Annotated in this window: 21 protein-coding genes; 11 read left to right on the top strand and 10 right to left on the bottom strand. The window is 60.1% G+C overall.

Annotated features, from left to right (window positions below; all coding sequences use genetic code 11):
• Nucleotides 1–55 precede the first annotated feature (55 nt).
• The 3 genes from NAP1_RS05320 to radA are packed head-to-tail and all read right to left on the bottom strand — an operon-like array spanning nt 56 to nt 2409.
• Nucleotides 56–493: an iron-sulfur cluster assembly scaffold protein gene (locus NAP1_RS05320; protein WP_007164215.1), complete on the bottom strand. Its 438-nt coding sequence runs from the start codon at nt 491–493 to the stop codon at nt 56–58.
• Complete coding sequence (locus NAP1_RS05315) at nt 493–1029, bottom strand: CvpA family protein (RefSeq protein ID WP_007164214.1); 537 nt, start codon at nt 1027–1029, stop codon at nt 493–495. Before NAP1_RS05315 ends, NAP1_RS05320 begins: the two co-directional genes overlap by 1 nt.
• 12 nt (nt 1030–1041) lie before the next feature.
• A complete protein-coding gene (gene radA, locus NAP1_RS05310; RefSeq protein ID WP_040464265.1) occupies nt 1042–2409 on the bottom strand; it encodes a DNA repair protein RadA in 1368 nt (455 codons plus the stop codon).
• Nucleotides 2410–2481: 72 nt separating this feature from the next.
• Here radA and NAP1_RS05305 point away from each other — a divergent pair, with 72 nt between their 5' ends.
• Nucleotides 2482–4812 carry a patatin-like protein gene (locus tag NAP1_RS05305; RefSeq protein WP_007164211.1) on the top strand — a complete coding sequence of 777 codons (2331 nt, stop codon included), beginning with the start codon at nt 2482–2484 and terminating at the stop codon, nt 4810–4812.
• Nucleotides 4813–4818: 6 nt separating this feature from the next.
• On the opposite strand, the gene NAP1_RS05300 is transcribed toward NAP1_RS05305, so the two are convergent.
• From NAP1_RS05300 to dnaK, 3 genes are all read right to left on the bottom strand, one after another.
• On the bottom strand, nt 4819–5709 hold the full coding sequence (locus tag NAP1_RS05300) for an MBL fold metallo-hydrolase (RefSeq protein WP_007164210.1): 891 nt from the start codon (nt 5707–5709) through the stop codon (nt 4819–4821).
• Nucleotides 5710–5786: 77 nt separating this feature from the next.
• Nucleotides 5787–6929, bottom strand: a complete 1143-nt coding sequence (gene dnaJ / locus NAP1_RS05295) for a molecular chaperone DnaJ (RefSeq protein ID WP_007164209.1) — start codon at nt 6927–6929, stop codon at nt 5787–5789.
• An 87-nt stretch (nt 6930–7016) separates the two neighbouring features.
• Nucleotides 7017–8951 (bottom strand): molecular chaperone DnaK, encoded by a 1935-nt coding sequence (gene dnaK / locus NAP1_RS05290; protein WP_007164208.1) that lies wholly within the window; start codon nt 8949–8951, stop codon nt 7017–7019.
• A 209-nt stretch (nt 8952–9160) separates the two neighbouring features.
• On the opposite strand from dnaK, the gene NAP1_RS05285 reads away from it, so the two are divergent.
• The 6 genes from NAP1_RS05285 to NAP1_RS05260 all read left to right on the top strand — a co-directional run bounded on the left by NAP1_RS05285 (nt 9161) and on the right by NAP1_RS05260 (nt 12572).
• Nucleotides 9161–9640 carry a copper chaperone PCu(A)C gene (locus NAP1_RS05285; RefSeq protein ID WP_007164207.1) on the top strand — a complete coding sequence of 160 codons (480 nt, stop codon included), beginning with the start codon at nt 9161–9163 and terminating at the stop codon, nt 9638–9640.
• A 32-nt stretch (nt 9641–9672) separates the two neighbouring features.
• The gene (locus tag NAP1_RS05280) at nt 9673–10170 is read left to right on the top strand and encodes a vgr related protein (protein WP_241761182.1); all 498 of its coding nucleotides are present in this window, start codon (nt 9673–9675) and stop codon (nt 10168–10170) included.
• A gap of 84 nt (nt 10171–10254) precedes the next feature.
• Nucleotides 10255–10731: a hypothetical protein gene (locus tag NAP1_RS05275; RefSeq protein WP_007164205.1), complete on the top strand. Its 477-nt coding sequence runs from the start codon at nt 10255–10257 to the stop codon at nt 10729–10731.
• A 51-nt stretch (nt 10732–10782) separates the two neighbouring features.
• On the top strand, nt 10783–11358 hold the full coding sequence (locus NAP1_RS05270) for a hypothetical protein (RefSeq protein ID WP_007164204.1): 576 nt from the start codon (nt 10783–10785) through the stop codon (nt 11356–11358).
• Between the two features lie 54 nt (nt 11359–11412).
• On the top strand, nt 11413–12081 hold the full coding sequence (locus tag NAP1_RS05265; RefSeq protein ID WP_007164203.1) for a crotonase/enoyl-CoA hydratase family protein: 669 nt from the start codon (nt 11413–11415) through the stop codon (nt 12079–12081).
• Nucleotides 12078–12572, top strand: coding sequence for a GNAT family N-acetyltransferase (locus tag NAP1_RS05260; protein ID WP_007164202.1), 495 nt, complete (start codon nt 12078–12080; stop codon nt 12570–12572). The genes NAP1_RS05265 and NAP1_RS05260 overlap by 4 nt, the downstream gene beginning before the upstream one ends.
• Before the next feature lie 7 nt (nt 12573–12579).
• Here the strand turns inward: NAP1_RS05260 and grpE are convergent, their stop codons facing one another.
• Entirely contained in the window at nt 12580–13167 is a 588-nt protein-coding gene (gene grpE / locus NAP1_RS05255) for a nucleotide exchange factor GrpE (protein WP_007164201.1), read from the bottom strand.
• Nucleotides 13168–13185: 18 nt separating this feature from the next.
• On the bottom strand, nt 13186–14226 hold the full coding sequence (gene hrcA, locus NAP1_RS05250) for a heat-inducible transcriptional repressor HrcA (RefSeq protein WP_007164200.1): 1041 nt from the start codon (nt 14224–14226) through the stop codon (nt 13186–13188).
• Nucleotides 14227–14307: 81 nt separating this feature from the next.
• Here hrcA and rph point away from each other — a divergent pair, with 81 nt between their 5' ends.
• Nucleotides 14308–15021 carry a ribonuclease PH gene (rph, locus tag NAP1_RS05245; protein ID WP_040464263.1) on the top strand — a complete coding sequence of 238 codons (714 nt, stop codon included), beginning with the start codon at nt 14308–14310 and terminating at the stop codon, nt 15019–15021.
• Entirely contained in the window at nt 15018–15653 is a 636-nt protein-coding gene (rdgB, locus tag NAP1_RS05240) for an RdgB/HAM1 family non-canonical purine NTP pyrophosphatase (RefSeq protein ID WP_007164198.1), read from the top strand. The genes rph and rdgB overlap by 4 nt, the downstream gene beginning before the upstream one ends.
• Here the strand turns inward: rdgB and NAP1_RS05235 are convergent.
• Nucleotides 15650–16177: a CAP domain-containing protein gene (locus tag NAP1_RS05235; protein ID WP_007164197.1), complete on the bottom strand. Its 528-nt coding sequence runs from the start codon at nt 16175–16177 to the stop codon at nt 15650–15652. The two genes, rdgB and NAP1_RS05235, sit on opposite strands and share 4 nt — an antisense overlap.
• Before the next feature lie 47 nt (nt 16178–16224).
• Here NAP1_RS05235 and hemW point away from each other — a divergent pair, with 47 nt between their 5' ends.
• Both hemW and NAP1_RS05225 read left to right on the top strand, forming a co-directional pair.
• Nucleotides 16225–17376, top strand: coding sequence for a radical SAM family heme chaperone HemW (gene hemW / locus NAP1_RS05230; protein WP_007164196.1), 1152 nt, complete (start codon nt 16225–16227; stop codon nt 17374–17376).
• A complete protein-coding gene (locus NAP1_RS05225) occupies nt 17373–18272 on the top strand; it encodes a tyrosine recombinase XerC (RefSeq protein WP_040464261.1) in 900 nt (299 codons plus the stop codon). The genes hemW and NAP1_RS05225 overlap by 4 nt, the downstream gene beginning before the upstream one ends.
• Here NAP1_RS05225 and gshB read toward each other — a convergent pair.
• Nucleotides 18269–19231, bottom strand: coding sequence for a glutathione synthase (gene gshB, locus NAP1_RS05220; protein WP_007164194.1), 963 nt, complete (start codon nt 19229–19231; stop codon nt 18269–18271). The genes NAP1_RS05225 and gshB overlap by 4 nt on opposite strands.
• Nucleotide 19232 lies beyond the last annotated feature (1 nt).

Below are 19232 nucleotides of genomic sequence, written 5' to 3'. Positions count from 1 at the left end.
TTGTTATGTCTATCGCATCTGCTCCGGCCCCCTCAGACCGGGAAGAACCTCTGCCTTAGCTTGGGGTTGGTGCTGAGGAAAGCGCATCGACCATAGCCTTCCACGGCAGCAGCAGCGCTCCATGACGCCCCTTGTGATCGAGCGCTGGCTCCAGCGCATCGAAACCGGGCCAGGTTGGGAGCCCGCCCTCGCCCGCAAGCCAAGCCTCTATTTCGTCGAGGGCGGTCGTAAAGGCGTCTGCTGTAACTCGCTCAGCAGAAAGAGCCATGATCGCAGCAGAGCTTTGACCCACGGCGCATGCCGTTACCTGCATGCCAGTATTCGCGACACGTCCGGTTGCGTCCAGATTGGCCCCTACTTCGATGGTGCTCCCGCAAGTTCGCGAACGCGCTTCTGCTTGGTAATCAAATGACCCCGAAAGCGGAAAGCGCGCAAGCTCAGCCGACAATGCGAGGAGGCGCGGCGTATAAAGCTTGGTCGAGGAACTCGCCATCACTCGGCGGACGCTTCGTCCTCAGCCTCTTCTTCGCCCAGCAGTTGCGCGCGACGATCAGCAATCATCTGGACAAGCTCGCGCGAGAAAGCGTCGGCGGCAGGGTAAGTCCGAGCCTGCGTGATCCAGTCGGGACGGCCTTTGTAGCCCCAGACGGTATCGAACCCGAGAACCAGAACCGAGAAAGCAAAAATCACGATGATTGCGCCCTTGAGCGCACCGAACCCGAAGCCGAGCACCCGGTCAATCGGGCCAAGGATCGACCCGCGCGCGGCCTCGCCCACATTGCTCGCAATCACTTTCATCGCTGCGTACGGGATGAGCAGCAACAGTACGAATGCAAGCAGCGGCGTCGCGGGTTCTGCGTCGAGGTACTGACGCATCTGTTCGGTGACCGGGGTGTGGAGGTAGTAGACCGAGAAGGCCGCCAGGATCCACGCCGCAAGGCTGAGCACTTCCTGCACAAGCCCGCGCATGAAGCCACCAATCGCCGCAACAGCGACGATAATAAGCACTATGATATCGAACAGCGTCATGGGAAAGACGAGTTATTGGCTGCCCATCACCTGGTCAACGAGGTTCGCGAGTTGTCCCAACCCGGTATATCGCACCGTCGATGAACCGGTCTTAGCATCCGATGGGCCGTATCCTCGGGCAAATCCGAGCTTGCCCGCCTCACGCAATCTAAGTTCGGAGTGGGCAACCGGGCGAATCTCACCGGAAAGTGAAACCTCGCCAAACCAAGCGCTCTTGTCGGGCAATGGCTTGTCGGCGAGCGCGGAAACAAGCGCAGCGGCCACCGCCAGATCGGCGGCGGGATCGGACAGACGATAGCCTCCGGCTATGTTGAGATAGACTTCGGCACTGGAGAAATTCAGCCCGCAGCGCGACTCCAGAACGGCTAGTAACATAGCCATACGCCCATTATCCCAACCGACGACGGCTCGGCGCGGCGTTGCGCCCGACTGAAGCCGCACAATGAGCGCCTGTATCTCGACCAGCACCGGCCGCGTCCCTTCAAGTGCGGGGAAGACCGAACTGCCGGCCAGAGGTGCATCGCGACCGGAAAGAAACAGCATCGACGGGTTCGAAACCTCGTCCAGCCCACCGCTGGCCATTGCAAAGACGCCGATCTCGTCGACTGCGCCAAAGCGGTTCTTGAGAGCTCGCAGAATGCGATACTGATGGCTGCGCTCGCCCTCGAAACTCATCACGACATCGACCATGTGTTCGAGCACGCGCGGCCCGGCGATGTTGCCATCTTTCGTGACGTGTCCGACCAGCACCAGAGCAGCGCCTGATGACTTCGCATAGCGGATCAATTCGAGCGCGCAGCCGCGAACCTGGCTAACCGTGCCCGGCGCGCCTTCGATCGTGTCGGAGTGCATGGTCTGGATCGAATCGATGATCAAAAGCGCAGGCGGATCGCCCTGCCCCAGCGTCGTCAGGATATCGCGGACCGATGTTTCCGAAGCGAGACGGATCGGCGCATCGGCGACGCCCAACCTTTGAGCGCGCAGCCGGACCTGGCCGGCCGCTTCTTCGCCGCTGACATAGACGACATCATTGCCACCGCGTGCAATCGTTGCCGCAGTTTGAAGTAGCAGAGTGGACTTACCGATCCCTGGATCGCCGCCCATCAGCACAGCTGATCCTGGAACGATCCCCCCGCCCAGCGCACGATCGAATTCTGCCAGTCCAGTTGATTTGCGAACCGGTAATTCGGCAGGACGGTTTAGCGGAACAAACTCGATGCCCCTGCCCCCACTCGATAAATCATGCTTTTGCGAGAACACCGTCGCCGGCGCATCTTCGGTGAGCGTGTTCCACTCCCCGCAATCGGCGCATTGCCCCTGCCAACGCGGGCTCACTGCACCGCAATTTGCGCAAACATATCGGCGCTTTGTCTTAGCCATGGCGCAATCTGTAACCAGAACATTTGTGGAACGCAATTGCCTTTGTCCGCTATCCACGGCATCAATTGAGCCATGCGGCAAAAGGAACTTCGCCTCGCTCTGGTCTGCTATGGAGGCGTCAGCCTTGCAGTGTACATGCACGGCGTCACGAAGGAGATCTGGCATCTCGCCAGGGCGAGCCGCGCTCATCACTCGAAAGGCGAATTCGAGCAGCCTGACGGTGTTGCGGCTGTCTATCGCGACTTCCTCCAGCAAATCGAAGGCGAACACCAACTGCGCCTTCGTATTCTACCCGATATCCTCACCGGGGCGAGCGCTGGCGGGATCAACGCGATCTTTCTCGCGCAGGCGATGCATTCTGGACATTCGCTTGAGCCGCTGACCGACCTCTGGCTCGAAAATGCCGATGTCAGCGAGCTGACCGATCCTGATGCTCAACCCATGTGGCGTTATGCCAAGTTCTGGGCACAACCCATTGCAAACTGGTTCCTTTCGCGCCCCGGCAACGCGGTCAGCGAAAGTGTTTCGCCTGAAACCCGCGACGAAGTGCGCGACAAGGTTTCGAAGCTCGTGCGAGGCCGCTGGTTCAGCCCTCCGTTCTCAGGCGACCGGTTCTCCGCGATGCTTTTCGAAGCGTTCGAGAGCATGGCGAATGAGGCACCGGGACCGCCATTGCTTCCGCCGGGCCATCCGATCGACCTGCTCGTCACGGCAACCGATTTTCGCGGGCATCCCGAAATGCTCCGGCTCAATTCACCACCGCTGGTCGAAGAGACGGAGCACCGGATGCCAATCGATTTCCGCGCGCTCGCGGTCGAACATAGCGGTGACGAACTGGCCAATCCGCTTGAGCTTGTTTTCGCGGCCAGAGCGACTGCCAGCTTTCCCGGCGCTTTCCCGCCGCTGATCCTTGATGAGATCGACCGGCTTGCCCTTCAGGAAGGGCGCATGTGGGATAGCCGTGGCAGCTTCCTTTCTCGGATCATGCCAACGCATGTGCGGCAAAACACCGTCGACAGCGTCGCGCTGATCGATGGAGCTGTTCTGGTCAACGCGCCCTTTGGCGCAGCCTTCGAGGCGTTGTCAGCACGAACTTCGCAGCGAGAAGTGGACCGCCGTTTCGTTTACATCGAACCGCGTCCCGACCGCCGCAAACCAAGCGCGGCAGACGAACCCCAGCCCATCGGGTGGTTCAGCTCCATCTTCGGCTCGCTTTCAACAATCCCTCGCGAGCAACCCATCCGCGATGACCTTGAACGCATCGAACTGCAGTCCAAGGACGCGGCCAGATTGCGGCGGATTGTCATGGGGCTGCGTCCTGAAATCGATCGCGCGGTCGAAAAGCTGTTCGGCCGAACATTCTTCCTCGATTCCCCGACACCCAAGCGGCTCGGCAACTGGCGGTCAAAGGCGCAGCAGGCCGCAGCCGAGAATGCGGGCTATGCGTTTGGTGCCTATGCGCAGACCAAGTTCAGCGCCATTGTCGACCGCCTCGCACATCTAGCCCATGCAGCTGCCCCCAACCTTGCGCTTCCAGACTGCGGTCCCATCGCCACCGCATTGCGGGATGAATTGGTGCGGCGCGGGCTGGAAGAACTGACGCAGGAACATGGCGGAGCGCGCGAGGAAGCCATTCGTTTCTTCCGAGCGCACGATATTGGTTTTCGCATCCGGCGGCTGCAATTGCTCGCCCGGCGCCTGTCACGCGATTGGGAGATCGATCCTGAAATCCCGGACGATGCGCTCGATTTGGCGCGAGAGAAAATTTACGACATTCTCGCGCTTTATCGCGCGGCCGACGACAACTCGATGCTGGGCGACCATTTCGAGGAACTTGCGATGGACGTGCTCGAGAAGCCCGGTGCAGTGCTGGATTTCCTGGAAACGCAACGCCTGCTTCCCGAGACGGATCTGATGGCCGAACACAAGTTCGCCGATGCTCTTACAGAGATGCCGAAGAACCTGAAGCGGCGCATGCTGCTCACCTATTTAGGCTTCCCGTTCTATGACGTTGCGACGCTACCCTTACTCCAGAGTGAGGGGCTGGACGAATACAATCCGGTCAAGATCGATCGCATCTCGCCCGACGATGCAACTTCGATCCGCGATGGCGGCACGCGCGCGACCCTTCGCGGTATCGAGTTCTACAATTTCGGGGCCTTCTTCAGCCGCGCCTATCGCGAAAACGATTACCTCTGGGGGCGCCTGCACGGGGCCGAGCGCATGATCGACCTTGTCGCTTCAACCGTCGATGGCGGTCTGCAGAACAGCACGATCCAGCATGCCAAGCGCGCCGCATTCCTCGCGGTCCTCGACGAGGAGGCCGCGGCCGGTCGATGCCGGGGTCACATGATCGCGAAGATACGCGGCGAGATCGAAGAGCGAATGGGCCCCGCGACCTGATCTGCTTTAGCTGTCGCTGTTCCAGATAGCTGTCACAAAACCGTCGGCATCGATGAAACCCTCACCGCGCTCGAAATCGTCAAGCAAGCGAGCGGCGATCGTCTCTTCAAGCGAGTTGCCTTCTTCACGCGAGGCTTCGACACGGGTCACCGCTTCGCCGATCATGGCGCGGTAGGCAGCCAGTTCGGCCTTGTTAGACATGGGGCCGTGACCGGGAATGACCTTTGTTTCGTCGTCGATCATCATGATGACGAGGTCGAGCGTGCGCATCGCGTTGTGGACGTTTCCGCCAGAGGCCACGTCAATGAAGGGAAAGCCGGGGATCTTGAAATAGAGATCACCCATGTGGACGATGTTGTCCTCCTCCCAGAACACCACGCTGTCGCCATCGGTGTGTCCGCCGCCGAAATACATCAGGTTGATCGTGTCGCCATTGAGGTGGAAGCGCATGCCTTGGGGATAGGTGACGACGGGCAGAGCCTCCTTTGGAGACGGGCCGATCGTGCGCTCACCGCGCTGCTGTGGTTCGGCTAGACGGATGCGGACATTGTCATGGGCAAAAATGGTCGCGCCGGTTTCGCCGAAATGCTCGTTTCCGCCGGTATGGTCGCCGTGCCAGTGGGTGTTGACGACGTAGCGCACAGGGCTCGCGCCGAGGCCTTCAATTGCGGCTTCGATCTTTTCGCTGAGCGGTGCGTATTGATCGTCGATGATCAGCGTCGCATCCTCGCCATGGCTGACGCCGATATTGCCGCCTCGCCCGAACAGCACCGCGATACCGGGTGCGACTTCTTCAGCGGTGACTTCGACGCTGTCCCAGTTGGTCTGCGCGGTAAGCGGCGATGCGAGGATGGTGCCAGCGCCGAGTGCGGCGGCGATACGGCCGAGTTTTGTCATGGCATGTCTCCCAATTCCGAGAGAATGCCTAGGCCTGACAGACCTTTGTGTCGAGCGTCAACGACAGCTCGGCAGCATCAGCCGCCGAACGCTTCCTTGATCTTCGAGAAGAAACTACGGCTTTCAGGACATTCCTCGCCGGTTTCCGTATCCCGGAATTGCTCGAGGATCTCGCGCTGCTTGCGGCTCAGCTTGGTCGGAGTTTCGACCTTCACCTCGACCACAAGATCGCCGCGACCTCGCCCTTGCAGCACCGGCATACCGGCACCGCGAACGCGCAGCTGTTTGCCCGACTGAATGCCGACCGGGATGTCGACCGTGTTGGTCGAACCGTCGAGGTCGGGAATGTCGACGCTGCCGCCGAGGGCCGCCGTGGTGAAGCTGATCGGTACACGCGTCGCGAGCGTCGTCCCTTCGCGCTCGAACAGCGGGTGCTCTTTCACATGCACGAAGATGTACAGATCACCCGGAGGCGCACCGCGCTGGCCTGCCTCTCCCTTGCCGGAAAGGCGGATGCGGGTGCCGGTGTCGACGCCCGGCGGGATATCGACCTGAAGCGCCTGCGCCTTGTCGACGCGACCTTCGCCGCGGCAATCGCCGCACGGATCTTCGATGACCTGGCCGCGCCCGCCGCAGGTTGGGCATGGCCGTTCAACGACGAACAGGCCCTGCTTTGCGCGTACTGAACCCTGACCATGGCAAAGGTTGCAGGTGCGCTCGCTCGTTCCGGGAGCCGCGCCTGAACCGTCGCAAGTGTCACAGCTTTGCGAAACTTCGATCTCGATCTCTGTCGACTTGCCGTGGAAGGCCTCGTCGAGCGTGACTTGCATGTCGTAACGCAGGTCTGCGCCGCGGCGCTGGCGTTGACGCTGTGCGCCCATTCCACCGCCGCCAAAGGCGCTGCCGAAGATCGTTTCGAAAATGTCGCCGATATCGGCAAAACCATCAGGCCCGTGCCCACCGCCGGGGCCGCCACCGCCATTCATGCCTTGCGTGAAGGCTTCATGGCCGAAGCGGTCATAGGCCGCGCGCTTCTGAGGGTCCTTGAGGCATTCATAGGCCTCGTTGCAGGCCTTGAACTTTGCTTCAGCCTCTGCATTGCCCGGATTGCGGTCCGGGTGCCATTTCATCGCGAGCTTGCGGTAGGCGGACTTGATCGTCGAGCCGTCGGCGTCTCGCGATACTTCGAGCAGGGAGTAATAATCTGTTTGGGTAGCCATTAGTTTGCCTTCCAACCGCCCTCGCCCGGCCCGCGCATGGCAGGCTGAGCGAGGGGGTCTAGCGGGTTAATCGCCCAAGGAACTAACTTAGCCCTTCTTGTCTTCGTCGACTTCCGAGAACTCGGCGTCGACGACGTCTTCGTCGCTCTCTTCTTCAGCAGCGGCCTCTTCGCCAGCATCGCCACCTTCAGGCGCAGCGTTTTCCTGCTCCTGCTTGTAGATCTGCTCGCCCATCTTCATCGCAGCTTGCGTGAGTTCCTGGGCTTTGGCGTTGATTTCGTCGGCATCGTCGCCTTCGAGAGCGGTCTTGGTTGCAGCAATCGCTTCCTCAACGGCACTCTTGGTTTCGGCGTCGATCTTGTCGCCGTTTTCTTCGAGCTGCTTTTCGGTTGCGTGGACAAGGCTGTCGGCCTGGTTGCGGGCCTCGGCGCCAGCGCGGCGCTTCTTGTCCTCTTCTGCAAACTTCTCGGCATCCTGGACCATCTGATCGATGTCGCTGTCGGACAGACCGCCCGAAGCCTGGATCTTGATCGTTTGCTCCTTGCCGGTGCCCTTGTCCTTCGCGCTGACGGACACGATGCCGTTCGCGTCGATGTCGAAGGTCACTTCGATCTGCGGGACACCGCGCGGTGCAGGCGGAATGCCTACGAGGTCGAAATTGCCAAGCAGCTTGTTATCTGCCGCCATTTCGCGCTCACCCTGGAAGACCTTGATCGTCACCGCGTTCTGGTTGTCTTCGGCGGTCGAGTAGGTCTGGGTTTTCTTGGTCGGGATCGTCGTGTTGCGATCGATCATGCGAGTGAAGACACCGCCCAGCGTTTCGATACCCAGCGAAAGCGGGGTAACGTCGAGCAGCAGCACGTCCTTGACGTCGCCCTGCAGAACGCCCGCCTGAATGGCAGCACCCATCGCAACGACTTCGTCCGGGTTCACGCCGGTGTGCGGCTTGGCTTCGAAGAACTTCTCAACCACTTCGCGAACCTTGGGCATGCGGGTCATCCCGCCAACCAAGATCACTTCGTCGATCTCGTCCTTCGATACGCCTGCATCGGCAAGCGCCTTCTTGCACGGATCGAGAGTGCGGTTAATCAGGTCGCCGACCATCTTTTCGAGGTCAGCGCGGCTGATTGTCTCGACGAGGTGCAGCGGGGTGGACGAGCCACCTTCCATGCGAGCGGTGATAAAGGGCAGATTGACTTCGGTCGTGGCCGAGCTCGAAAGCTCGATCTTGGCCTTTTCTGCGGCTTCCTTGAGGCGCTGAAGAGCGAGCTTGTCGGTCTTCAGGTCCATGTTTTCCTTCTTCTTGAAGGCTTCGGCGAGGTGCTCGACAATCGCATTGTCGAAGTCTTCACCGCCAAGGAAGGTGTCACCGTTGGTCGACTTCACTTCAAAGACGCCGTCGCCGATCTCGAGGATCGAGACGTCGAACGTACCGCCGCCAAGGTCGTAAACGGCGATGGTCTTGCCGTCTTCCTTGTCCATGCCATAGGCAAGCGCAGCCGCCGTCGGCTCGTTGATAATGCGAAGGACTTCCAGGCCGGCAATTTGCCCTGCATCCTTGGTTGCCTGACGCTGGGCGTCGTTGAAGTAGGCAGGGACCGTGATGACGGCCTGCTCAACCGTTTCGCCGAGATAGCTCTCAGCGGTTTCCTTCATCTTCTGCAGGATGAACGCCGAAATCTGCGAAGGCGAATACTCTTCGCCGCCTGCTGAAACCCATGCATCGCCGTTCTTGCCCTTGACGATGTTGTAGGGGACGATGTCCATATCCTTCTTGGTGGTAGGATCGTCGAAGCGGCGGCCGATGAGGCGCTTGATCGCGAAAAGAGTGTTGTCGGGGTTGGTGACGGCCTGGCGCTTTGCGGGCTGGCCAATCAGACGTTCGCCATCCTTGGTGAAGGCGACGATCGAAGGCGTCGTGCGAGCGCCTTCCGAATTCTCGATAACCTTGGGCTTACCGCCATCCATGACAGCAACGCAGCTGTTGGTGGTGCCGAGGTCGATACCGATTACTTTACCCATGTTGTTCCCATCTCTTAGGTCTTGTTGGACACCGCGCCTTGCGCCTCCCAAAAGCGGCGAGACGGCTCGGCGGCTCGAATTATGCTGGCGATATAGGTGCGGTTTCGCTTGGCACAAGAACCGCAGCGCTCTAGTTTTTGCACCATCCACAAGGTGGAACAGTTTCACGGGGTATTACAATAATGAGCAATAATATGACGGGAGTAGCGATGAAACGGGCAGCATTCGGGCTTGTACTGGCAGGAAGCATGGCCCTTGCGGCTTGCGGCGGAGAAGCCGAAGTCGTCGAAGAAACCGCGCCCGAAGGCGTTATCGAAGGCGTCACGATTGAAAATCCGCGCATGGTTCTCGCCCCTGTTTCGGGCAATCCGGCAGCGATCTATTTCGATTTTTCCTATGACGGCGACCGTGCCTTCTCGCTTGGCCGCGTGTCGGTCGAAGGGGCCGAAAGCGCAGTCATGCACCAGTTCGGCGAATATGATTTCGAAGTGCAGATGATGGAAGCGCTGCCGATCCCGGTGAAGAACGGGACCACGGTCGAATTCAAACCGGGCGACTATCACGTCATGGCAATGGGCGTATCGCCTGATCTTCAGCCGGGTGACACCACTGAAGTCACTCTTACGGTTTCGGGCGGCAAGACTCACAAGTTCGACGCAGAAGTTCGCGCCGCCGGGGAAGAGCGCTGAACGAACAGCCCTCGCTAGATAAAGGGGACGCTTTGCTGCCCGCCTGCCCGGTGGGCGGCGAGCGTCACCTGACTTCCGGCGAAGTCGAGATTGCGCGCACCGTTTTTGGTGACGCTATCGATTACGGCTCTGTCCAGATCAGGCGGCGCAAGTGGTTTCCGTTCCAGCCCAGGAAGGTGACGATGGCACCGCGCGGGCACGTGCACTTCCATCCGGAAGGCAGCGCCTATTGTGACGACTTTTCGAGCGTGAACATTCTGCGGCAGGGCCTACTGATCCATGAGCTTACGCATGTCTGGCAGACACAGATGCGCGGCGACTGGTACCTGATCCTCAACCGGCACCCGTTTTGCCGCTACGACTACAGTCTGAAGCCCGGACAGCCTTTCAAGAAGTATGGCATTGAACAACAGGCAGAGATTGTGAAGCACGCTTTCTGGCTGCGCCACGGAGTCAAGGTAGCGGGCGTTGCCGACAAGGAAGCTTACGACGTCCTTGTCAAGTTCGACGGTGCCACGCTGCCGAGATAGCGAGTGGCCAAGCCCCCATTAATCGGGCTAAGATGAACAGGATGACGCTGCGCCCGATTGGCGCCGCTTTGGAGGGGTAATTTCATGAAACGCATTTCCATCGCTCTTGCGACTGTTGCACTTGGCGTGTCGGGCACGGCTCTCGCCCAGAACATCTTCGGCGATCCTAACTCGGGCACTGTCACCTTGTCGGCTAACTTTGAGGACGACCCTCGCACGGTCAGCGTCACGTCGGGCGGCGACATCGACGCAAGCGAAGCGATTGACGGATGCGTCGGTTACATTTCCGAAGATCCCGACGTGCGCCTCAGCTTTACCGCAGACGAGAGCCCCAACGCCTTCCCACTCTACATTTCGGCGACTTCCGATGAGGACACCGTCCTCGTGATCAATGCGCCGGACGGCAACTGGTACTGCAACGACGATGGCAGCGAAGGGCAAAACCCCTCGGTTGTCTTCGGACCAGCACAGAGCGGCGATTATGAAATCTGGATCGGCTCATATGAGCAGGGCCAATATCATGATGCGCAGCTCAATATCTCCGAGCTAGGTGGCCAGTAAGCGGTCTGCGCAATAACACGCAGTCAGAACGCAAAACTGTAAGTTCTAGCGATGAACGACTTCGAGTTCGTCTTTGTGCTCTACGCGCTCGTGCTTGGTCTCTCGATGGTCGAGTTGCTCGCAGGGCTTGGCCGGGCGATGGAGTACAAGTTTGCGCGGGATGCAGCGCATGAGCGGTTCACCATAGGCTGGCTGACTCCGCTTTTTGCGGTCTTTGTTATGCTCGACCTCATGAGTTTCTGGATGTTCGCTTGGGCGATCCGCGAACTCATCAATGTCTCGCCGGCAACGATCGTCGGCGTAACGGCTTTTGCATCGTCCTATTATCTTGCAGCGCGGCTCGTTTTCCCGTCGGACCCCGAGGCCTTCACCGACCTCGACGATCACTTCTACCGGGTGCGCCGTGTGGTCTTGGGCATCCTGATCGCGCTCGTCATCGTGCAATGGGCATACATAACCTCACAGTCGGGCCTCGCAGCAATAGCTGGCAACCCCGTGAGCATCGTCCTGACTGTAATCCTGCTAGTTCTGATGGCAGCCGGAATGTTCTGCAAGAAAGACTGGCAAAACATCGCAATTCTCAGCGCACTCAACATTCGGTACCTGGCGCTTTATCTCGTATTCTAAGCAAATCAGAACCCGCCCCGGCGCCACCTAACGACACGCAGAAAGCACTCAGACATGATCACCCATTCCACTCTTGATGGCTCGCACATCCTGACCATGGACGATGGCAAGGTAAATGCGCTCAACAAGGAAAAGCTTGATGCCCTCGTTGCGGCGCTGGCCGAGTGTGCGCAGAATCAGGCACCGGTTGCCATTCGCGGGCGCAAAGGGATTTTTTCCGCAGGCTTCGACCTGAAGGGTTTCGCAGCTGGACCGGAAGCGGCAACCGCGCAGCTTCAGGGGGGCAAGGACGCGCTGCTCGCGATCTTGCGGCACCCTGCCCCGGTCGTCACCCTTTGCGAGGGGCATGCCTATCCGATGGGCGCCTTCCTGATGCTCGCGAGCGATCGCGCCATCGGCACCGAAGGCAACTTCGTGACCGGCATGAATGAAAGTGCGATCGGGATGGCGCTCCCAATCTATCCGATGATCCTTGGTGGCGCGCGACTGAATTCGACCGGGCGCAAGGCGGTGGCCACATCGCAGATGTTCTCGCCTTCCGAAGCGCGCGAAGTCGGTTACTTCGACCTTGTGGTCGGCCCGGACGAAGTCGAAGAGACCATCGCCAAAACATTGGCCGAACTGAAAAAACTCAATCCCGGCGCATTCCACGCCAACAAGTCCGCCATGAACAAGCAGTTGGTTGCCGATATCGAGGCAAGCCCGCTGCCGGACTTCGGGTGAGCGAGCCTGCCATTCTGATCCGCGAATTCCGCTCCAGCGATGCAGAGGCATTTGCGGCGCTCAATCTACGCTGGATTGAGGCGGACTTCGGCGTCGAGGACGAGGATCGTCGCCAGCTGGAGCATCCACAAGAGACAATCATGGACCCTGGCGGCGCTATCGCAGTCGCAGAATGCGATGGCAAAGTTGTCGGCACAGGAGCGCTAATCCCCGCGCATCGTCCGCCATCCGGCGAGGGCCGCTGGGGAGAAATCATCAAGATGGCGACCGACCCCGACCACCAGGGACGCGGAATTGCCAGCGCGATTATCGACCATCTGATCGAAGCCGCTCGTGAGAGAGGTATGGACCACCTGTGGCTCGAAACGAACGACAAGCTTCAGGCCGCGACCGCGCTCTACAAACGCAAGGGCTTCACCCCGCTTTCGAGCGAGGACAAATGGTCCACGCCCTACTCACGGTGCAATTTGCAGATGGTATTGACGATCTGAGTATTGATCAGTCCGCCTTTTTAGCGACGCCCACCATTGCGGGGCGCAGCAGGCGGTCCTTGATCATCCAGCCCGACTGCATTTCTTGAATCACCGTGCCCGGCTCGTGATCGGCCGAGGGGATTTCCATCATCGCCTGGTGCTGGTTGGGATCGAGCGGCAGGCCGACAGCGGCCACGCGCTCAACGCCGTGCTGCTTGAAAACCTTTTCAAGCTCACGCTGGGTCGCCTCGATGCCGGTGACGAGACCTTTCATCTTGTCGTCTTCGCGCAAGCTGTCAGGTATCGCATCGACCGCGCGGCTGAGATTGTCCCACACGCTCAGGATATCGCGGGCAAAGCCTGTCGCCGCATAGTTGCGCGCATCGGCAATGTCCTTCTCAGCACGGCGGCGAACGTTCTGTGTTTCAGCGCGCGCGTAAAGGACATCCTGCTTGGCAGCCTCAAGGTCGCCGCGAAGCGCCTCAAGCGCCTCACCCAGAGCGCCCTCACCTTCGCTCTCATCTTCGCTGCCATCATCGAGGAATTCCTCGGGCACACCCTTCAATTCTTCTTCAGCTGCCGCATCCACCTGCGGCTTATCGTTGTCGATCATGTCTTTTGGTTTTCCTGATTAAGCGATCAGTTTGCCCAGTGAACGGGCCGTTAGGTCCACCATGGGGACCACGCGCGCGTAATTCAAGCGCGTGGGCCCAATCACACCGAGCACCCCGACCACGCGACCTTCCATGTCGCGATAGGGCGAAGCGATGACGGAAGAGCCCGATAGACCGAACAAGCGATTCTCTGCACCAATAAAAATACGGGTCGCGTCGGCCTCGCGGGCGCTCTCGAGGAGCTGTGCGACGGACTGCTTGTTCTCAAGGTCATCAAGGAGCGAGCGGACACGCTCGATATCACCCATCGCGGCTTCGTCGAGGAGGTTTGCAGCACCGCGAACGATCAGGACAGGCCGTTCGTCCGCATCTGCGCTCCACACGGCAAGTCCGCGCTCAACAAGATCGCGGCTCGCATCATCCAACTGCGACTTGCCGGACTTGATTTCCGCCCGCATCGCCTGCGCCGCTTCGGCAAGCGTGCGACCGGCAAGTCGCGAGGTAATGTAATTGCTCGCCGCTTCGAGCGAGCCTGTCGCTGCCGGATCGAGGTCGAGCACACGGTTCTCGACCCCGCCATCCTCGCCCACCAGCACCGCAAGCGCTCTGCCCTGTCCAAGGCTGACGAGGCTGAACTGGGCAAGCCGCTGTTCGCGCGTCGGGACCATGACCATGCCTGCCGCGCCCGAAAGCTCAGACAAGAGCGCGCTCGTCTTCTGAAGCGCCTGTTCTACAGGTCCGCCTTCCGCAAGCCGCGCTTCGATCTGTGCGCGCTCTTCGGCGCTCGGTTCGGCAACGCGCATCATCCCATCGACGAATATGCGCAGGCCAGCATCGGTCGGCATCCTGCCCGCACTGGTATGAGGCGCGGCGAGCAAGCCTAGCCCCTCAAGCTCGGCCAGCACCGAGCGGATAGAGGCTGGCGACAAGTTGAGCGCACCATCGCTTGCGAGCGTCTTTGAGCCCACCGGCTGACCGCTGTCGATGTATTCTTCGACCACGCGCCTGAAAATCTCGCGTGCTCTTTGCGTCAATTCGGTGATCGGTGGGGATGCCATAGGGGTAATCTTAGTCTTTGCGCTTGCGGCGACAAGCCTGGGGTGCCACTTGGCCCGCAACACAGACATACGGAGTACCTAATGCGCCCTTCAGGACGTAGCGCAGACGAAATGCGCACTATCACAATCGAGACCGGCTACACCAAGCATGCCGAGGGATCGTGCCTCATCAGCTTCGGCGACACCAAGGTGCTGTGCACCGCGAGCGTCGAAGAACGGATCCCGCCATGGCTGCGCGGCAAGGGCGAAGGCTGGGTTACGGGCGAGTATTCGATGCTCCCACGCGCCACGCACACCCGCGGATCGCGCGAGGCGGCACGTGGAAAGCAGTCGGGCCGCACGCAGGAAATTCAGCGCCTGATCGGTCGATCCCTGCGCGCAGTGGTTGACCTGCAAAAGCTTGGCGAGCGTCAGATCACTCTCGATTGCGACGTGATCCAGGCCGATGGCGGCACGCGCACGGCCTCGATCTCGGGCGCTTGGGTGGCCCTTCGCCTCGCAGTCAGCAAGCTGATGGCTGAAGGTGCGATCAAGGAAGACCCGATCACCGGGCAGGTCGCTGCTATCTCCTGCGGCATTTTTGAGGGCACCCCTGTGCTCGACCTCGACTATGATGAAGACTCGAGCGCCGACGCAGACGCCAACTTCGTACTCATCGATGGCGGCCAGATCGCCGAAGTTCAGGCGACCGCTGAAGGCGCGACCTATGACGAGGAAGGCCTGCTGCGCCTCTTGCGTCTTGCCAACATTGGTTGCGATGCGATCTTCAAGGCGCAGTTGGACGCGGTGAAGTGAGCCGCAAGCTCGGAGGTGGATCGCTCGTCATCGCGACACACAATCCGGGCAAGCTGAAAGAGATTTCGGCGTTGCTCGATCCGTACGGGATGAAGTGCATTTCGGCAGGCTCACTGGGTCTGCCGGAGCCGCCTGAGACGGGCACCACCTTCGCCCAGAACGCGCTGATCAAGGCGCGCTCAGCTGCCGAAGCCTCCGGGCTTGCTGCCTTGGCAGACGACAGCGGCCTAAGTGTCGATGCGCTTGGCGGACGCCCCGGCGTTTACACCGCCGATTGGGCTGAAAGGCAATGGTTCGAGGGCGATCCGGGCCGCGACTGGTACATGGCGATGGGCAAGGTCGAGGGGATGCTGCAGCAGCTTGGCCCCGACACAGATCGCACAGCCGCATTCCACTGCGTTCTAGCGGTTGCTTGGCCGGACGGTGAGCATGCTGTCTATGAAGGCAAATGCCCCGGCTCGCTAACATGGCCTCCGCGCGGCGAAATGGGCTTTGGCTACGATCCGGTCTTCGTTCCGTCGGCACGCGATGGCGATCAAACTTTCGCTGAGATCGATCCTTCGGAAAAGCACGCGATCTCTCACCGCGCCGACGCGTTTGCCAAGCTGGTTGCGGATCAGTTCGGCGTCTAGCGCCGGGCTATGTTGTCGCGCGGTGCAATCCGGGCACCCATCAGATTCCCAGCTGGCCAATAGCGGCAAACAAGCACATCGAAACGCGCGCCGCGTGCTGTGGCACAGCCGACCTCGCGCGTGGTAGCCCAGACGATCTGGGTGTAGTGCCCAACATCGGCCCAGTTTCCCGTCCGCGAGACCTGCGGGAAATCGCCCGCCCGGAAATGCTGCTTCTCCGCCGCAAAATGAGCGATCATCTGCTGCGGGGTGAAGTAGCCCGCCGTTCCCATCCAAAGGTTCTCGCCAGCGCCGCCCCTTTTGTCCGGAGATGAATGCCGAATCCGCCCTTCTCTCGCGAGCGTTTGGGCCCATTCGAGCGCTTCGCCTTCTAGCCTGCGTGACCATTCGAGCGGCGCGACGCCAAATTCGGCTCGTTCAGCGTTGTGAGCGACCAGCCAAATGCGTTCATCCGCTTGAGCGGGCACAGAGGCGAAAATGCCAAGGCTACTTGCAAGACCGATAATTGTCGCACGAACTTTCATAGCCTAAAGAATGCCCTGCAAGCGTTACGGAAAGACTGACAAAACCCTTGGCACGCGCCCTCTACATCCACTGGCCCTTCTGCGCGAAGAAATGCCCCTATTGCGACTTCAACTCGCATGTTCGCGAGAGCGTGGACATCGACCTGTGGGAACGCGCGCTCATTGCCGACTTGCGCGCTGAGGCGCGTGAAGGAGGCTATGAGAAACTGACTTCGATCTTTTTTGGAGGCGGGACCCCGTCGCTGATGCCGCCCAAACTGGTTTCAGCTTTGCTGAACGAAGCAGAGAAACTCTGGGGCTTTGCACCCGAGATCGAGATCACTCTTGAAGCCAACCCCTCGTCGGTAGAGGCGGCCAACTTCGCCGCGCTTGCGTCGGCTGGCATCAATCGCGTGTCACTTGGAGTGCAGTCGCTTGACGACAAGACCCTACGCTGGCTTGGGCGACTTCATGGCGCGCAGGAGGCGATCGGAGCGCTTGACGTTGCGCAGGCTCATTTTGCGCGTGTCAGTTTTGACCTGATCTATGCCCTGCCCGACCAAACTGCTGAGCAATGGGAAGCGCAACTCACAAGGGCACTATCGTTCGGCACCTCGCATATGTCGCTTTATCAGCTCACGATTGAGCCCGGCACGCGTTTCGAAACTGACGTTCGCCTTGGGCGATTTGCTCCGCTGGACAATGACGAGGCAGCAGAGCTGTTTGCACTCACGCAGTCCCTCACATCGGCTGCAGGATTGCCAGCATATGAAACCAGCAATCACGCGCACCCAGATGACGAAAGCCGCCACAATCTCACTTATTGGCGGTACCAGGATTACGCAGGCGTTGGTCCAGGTGCCCATGGCCGACGTGGCGGGTTCGCTACCGTGAGGCACAAAAAGCCGGAGAATTTTCTCAAGGCGGTGAACGAAAGAGCGCACGGCATTTCGGAGCAGCGTCTTCTGGACCCGAAGGAAGCGGCGTCCGAGGCCTTGATGATGGGGCTAAGGCTCGTTGAAGGGGTCGACCTGTCGGCCTTGGAGGCGCGTTTTCGGCAGGATCGCGGCGAAATGGTCGATGCAGGCAAACTCAAGCACCTGAAGGACATCGGCCTGATCTGGCAGGAAGACGAGCGCATTGGACTTACCGATGCCGGGCGCCCAGTCCTTGACGCGGTCCTGGGCGACTTGCTTGCCGAAGCACTGGTGCAGGCGTGAGCGAGGCGGCTCTAATAGGTCAGTGGCAGTCGCACCTTGCTGATGCGAGGCGCAGAAGTCCTCACACTGTCCGAGCCTATGTCGGCGCTGCGCGGCGGTTGCTCAGAGCGAGAGACCTTAGCACGTGGCACGACGTCGCGGCGGTCGAAGCGCACGATTTGCGAAGCCACCTTGCTAGCCGGCGCGCGCAAGGGCTCTCCAATTCGAGCGCAGCGCGCGAACTGTCGGCCCTGAAAGCTTTGATCGCATATGCTCGCTCTGAAGCCGGTGATCCCGACCCTTCGGCACCGCGCCTTTGCGGGCCGCGCCTCAAGAAAGGTCTTCCCCGCCCAGTAACACCCGATGAAGCGGTCAACATCGCTGATCTCATTGACGGAACCGCTAGCGAAGACTGGATTGGAGCACGCGACCGTGCGGTCCTGCTCCTAATGTATGGAAGCGGCCTGCGCATTGCCGAGGCGTTGTCATTGGAAGGCCGCGATGCTGTGCTTGGCGAAACGTTGCAAGTCACCGGCAAGGGCGGCAAGCAGCGCTTGGTCCCGATCCTACCAATCACGCGTGAGGCGGTGGCAGAGTATGCAAACGCGTGCCCGTGGCCCCTCCCCACGCACGAGCCGCTGTTTCGCGGAGCCAAAGGTGGACCACTTTCCGCAGGAATGGTGCAGAAAGCGATGGCAAGAGCACGGCGCGCTCTCGGCCTTCCCGACACCGCAACCCCGCACGCGCTTCGCCACTCGTTCGCCACTCATCTTTTGGGGGCTGGTGCGGATCTTCGGAGTCTGCAGGAATTGCTCGGCCATGCCTCGCTTGGTTCGACCCAAATTTATACCAAGGTCGACGCGGCCAGCCTGCTGGAAACTTATCGCGGCGCGCACCCGCGCGCAAAAAAGGGCTAAGTGCGCCGGGCCGCCAAGCGCGCTTCGATCGCGTCCCAGATCATTCCGGCGAGATCGGTCCCGTCAAAGTTGGAAATTGCGACGATCCCGGTGGGTGAAGTGACGTTGATCTCGGTGAGATACTTACCTCCAATCACGTCAATGCCCACGAAAGTCAGGCCAAGTCGCTTGAGTTCGGGGCCCATGGCCTCGCAAATTTCGACCTCTCGGTCGGTCAGGGTTGTTGCTTCCGCGCTTCCACCCATGGCGAGATTCGAACGGAACTCACCTTCCCCCGGTATCCTGTTGATAGCACCTGCAATTTCGCCATCGATCAAGACGATACGCTTGTCCCCTTCTGCCACTTCGGGAAGGAAGGGTTGGACCATGTGCGGTTCGGGCCAGGTTTGATTGAAAACTTCGAACAATGCGGTGAGATTGTCGCCGCTCTCCGGAACGCGGAAAATGGCCTTGCCGCCATTACCGTGGATTGGCTTCACAACGACCGCTCCATGTTCCTTCATGAAGCGCTTCACCTCGTCGACTGAGCGAGTGACCAGCGTTGGCGGCATGAAGCGGCGATAGTCGAGGACCATCACCTTTTCGGGGGCGTTGCGAACATTGGCAGGGTCGTTAACGACCAGTGTCTCTGCCTGAATGCGCTCGAGCATATGTGTCGCGGTGATATAGCCCATGTGGAACGGCGGATCCTGTCGCATCAACACGACGTCGATATCGCGCCCGAGATCAAGGCGCTGGGCCTCGCCCTTTTCGAAGTGGTCGCCTTCGACGCGTTGCACCTTCACAGGAAAGCATTCCGCGATAAGGCGGTCATTCGCATCAAGTGTCAGGCTTTCGACATGATACTCGAAAACCTCGTACCCGCGCTCCTGTGCCGCAAGCATTAGGGCAAACGAACTGTCGCCTTTGATATTGATGTTTTCGATTGGGTCCATCTGGACTGCGATTTTGAGGCTCATA

Source organism: Erythrobacter sp. NAP1, from assembly GCF_000152865.1.
GTDB lineage: Bacteria > Pseudomonadota > Alphaproteobacteria > Sphingomonadales > Sphingomonadaceae > Erythrobacter.
Note: the sequence above shows the minus strand (reverse complement) of the source record. Positions and strands in the feature narration are given on the sequence as shown.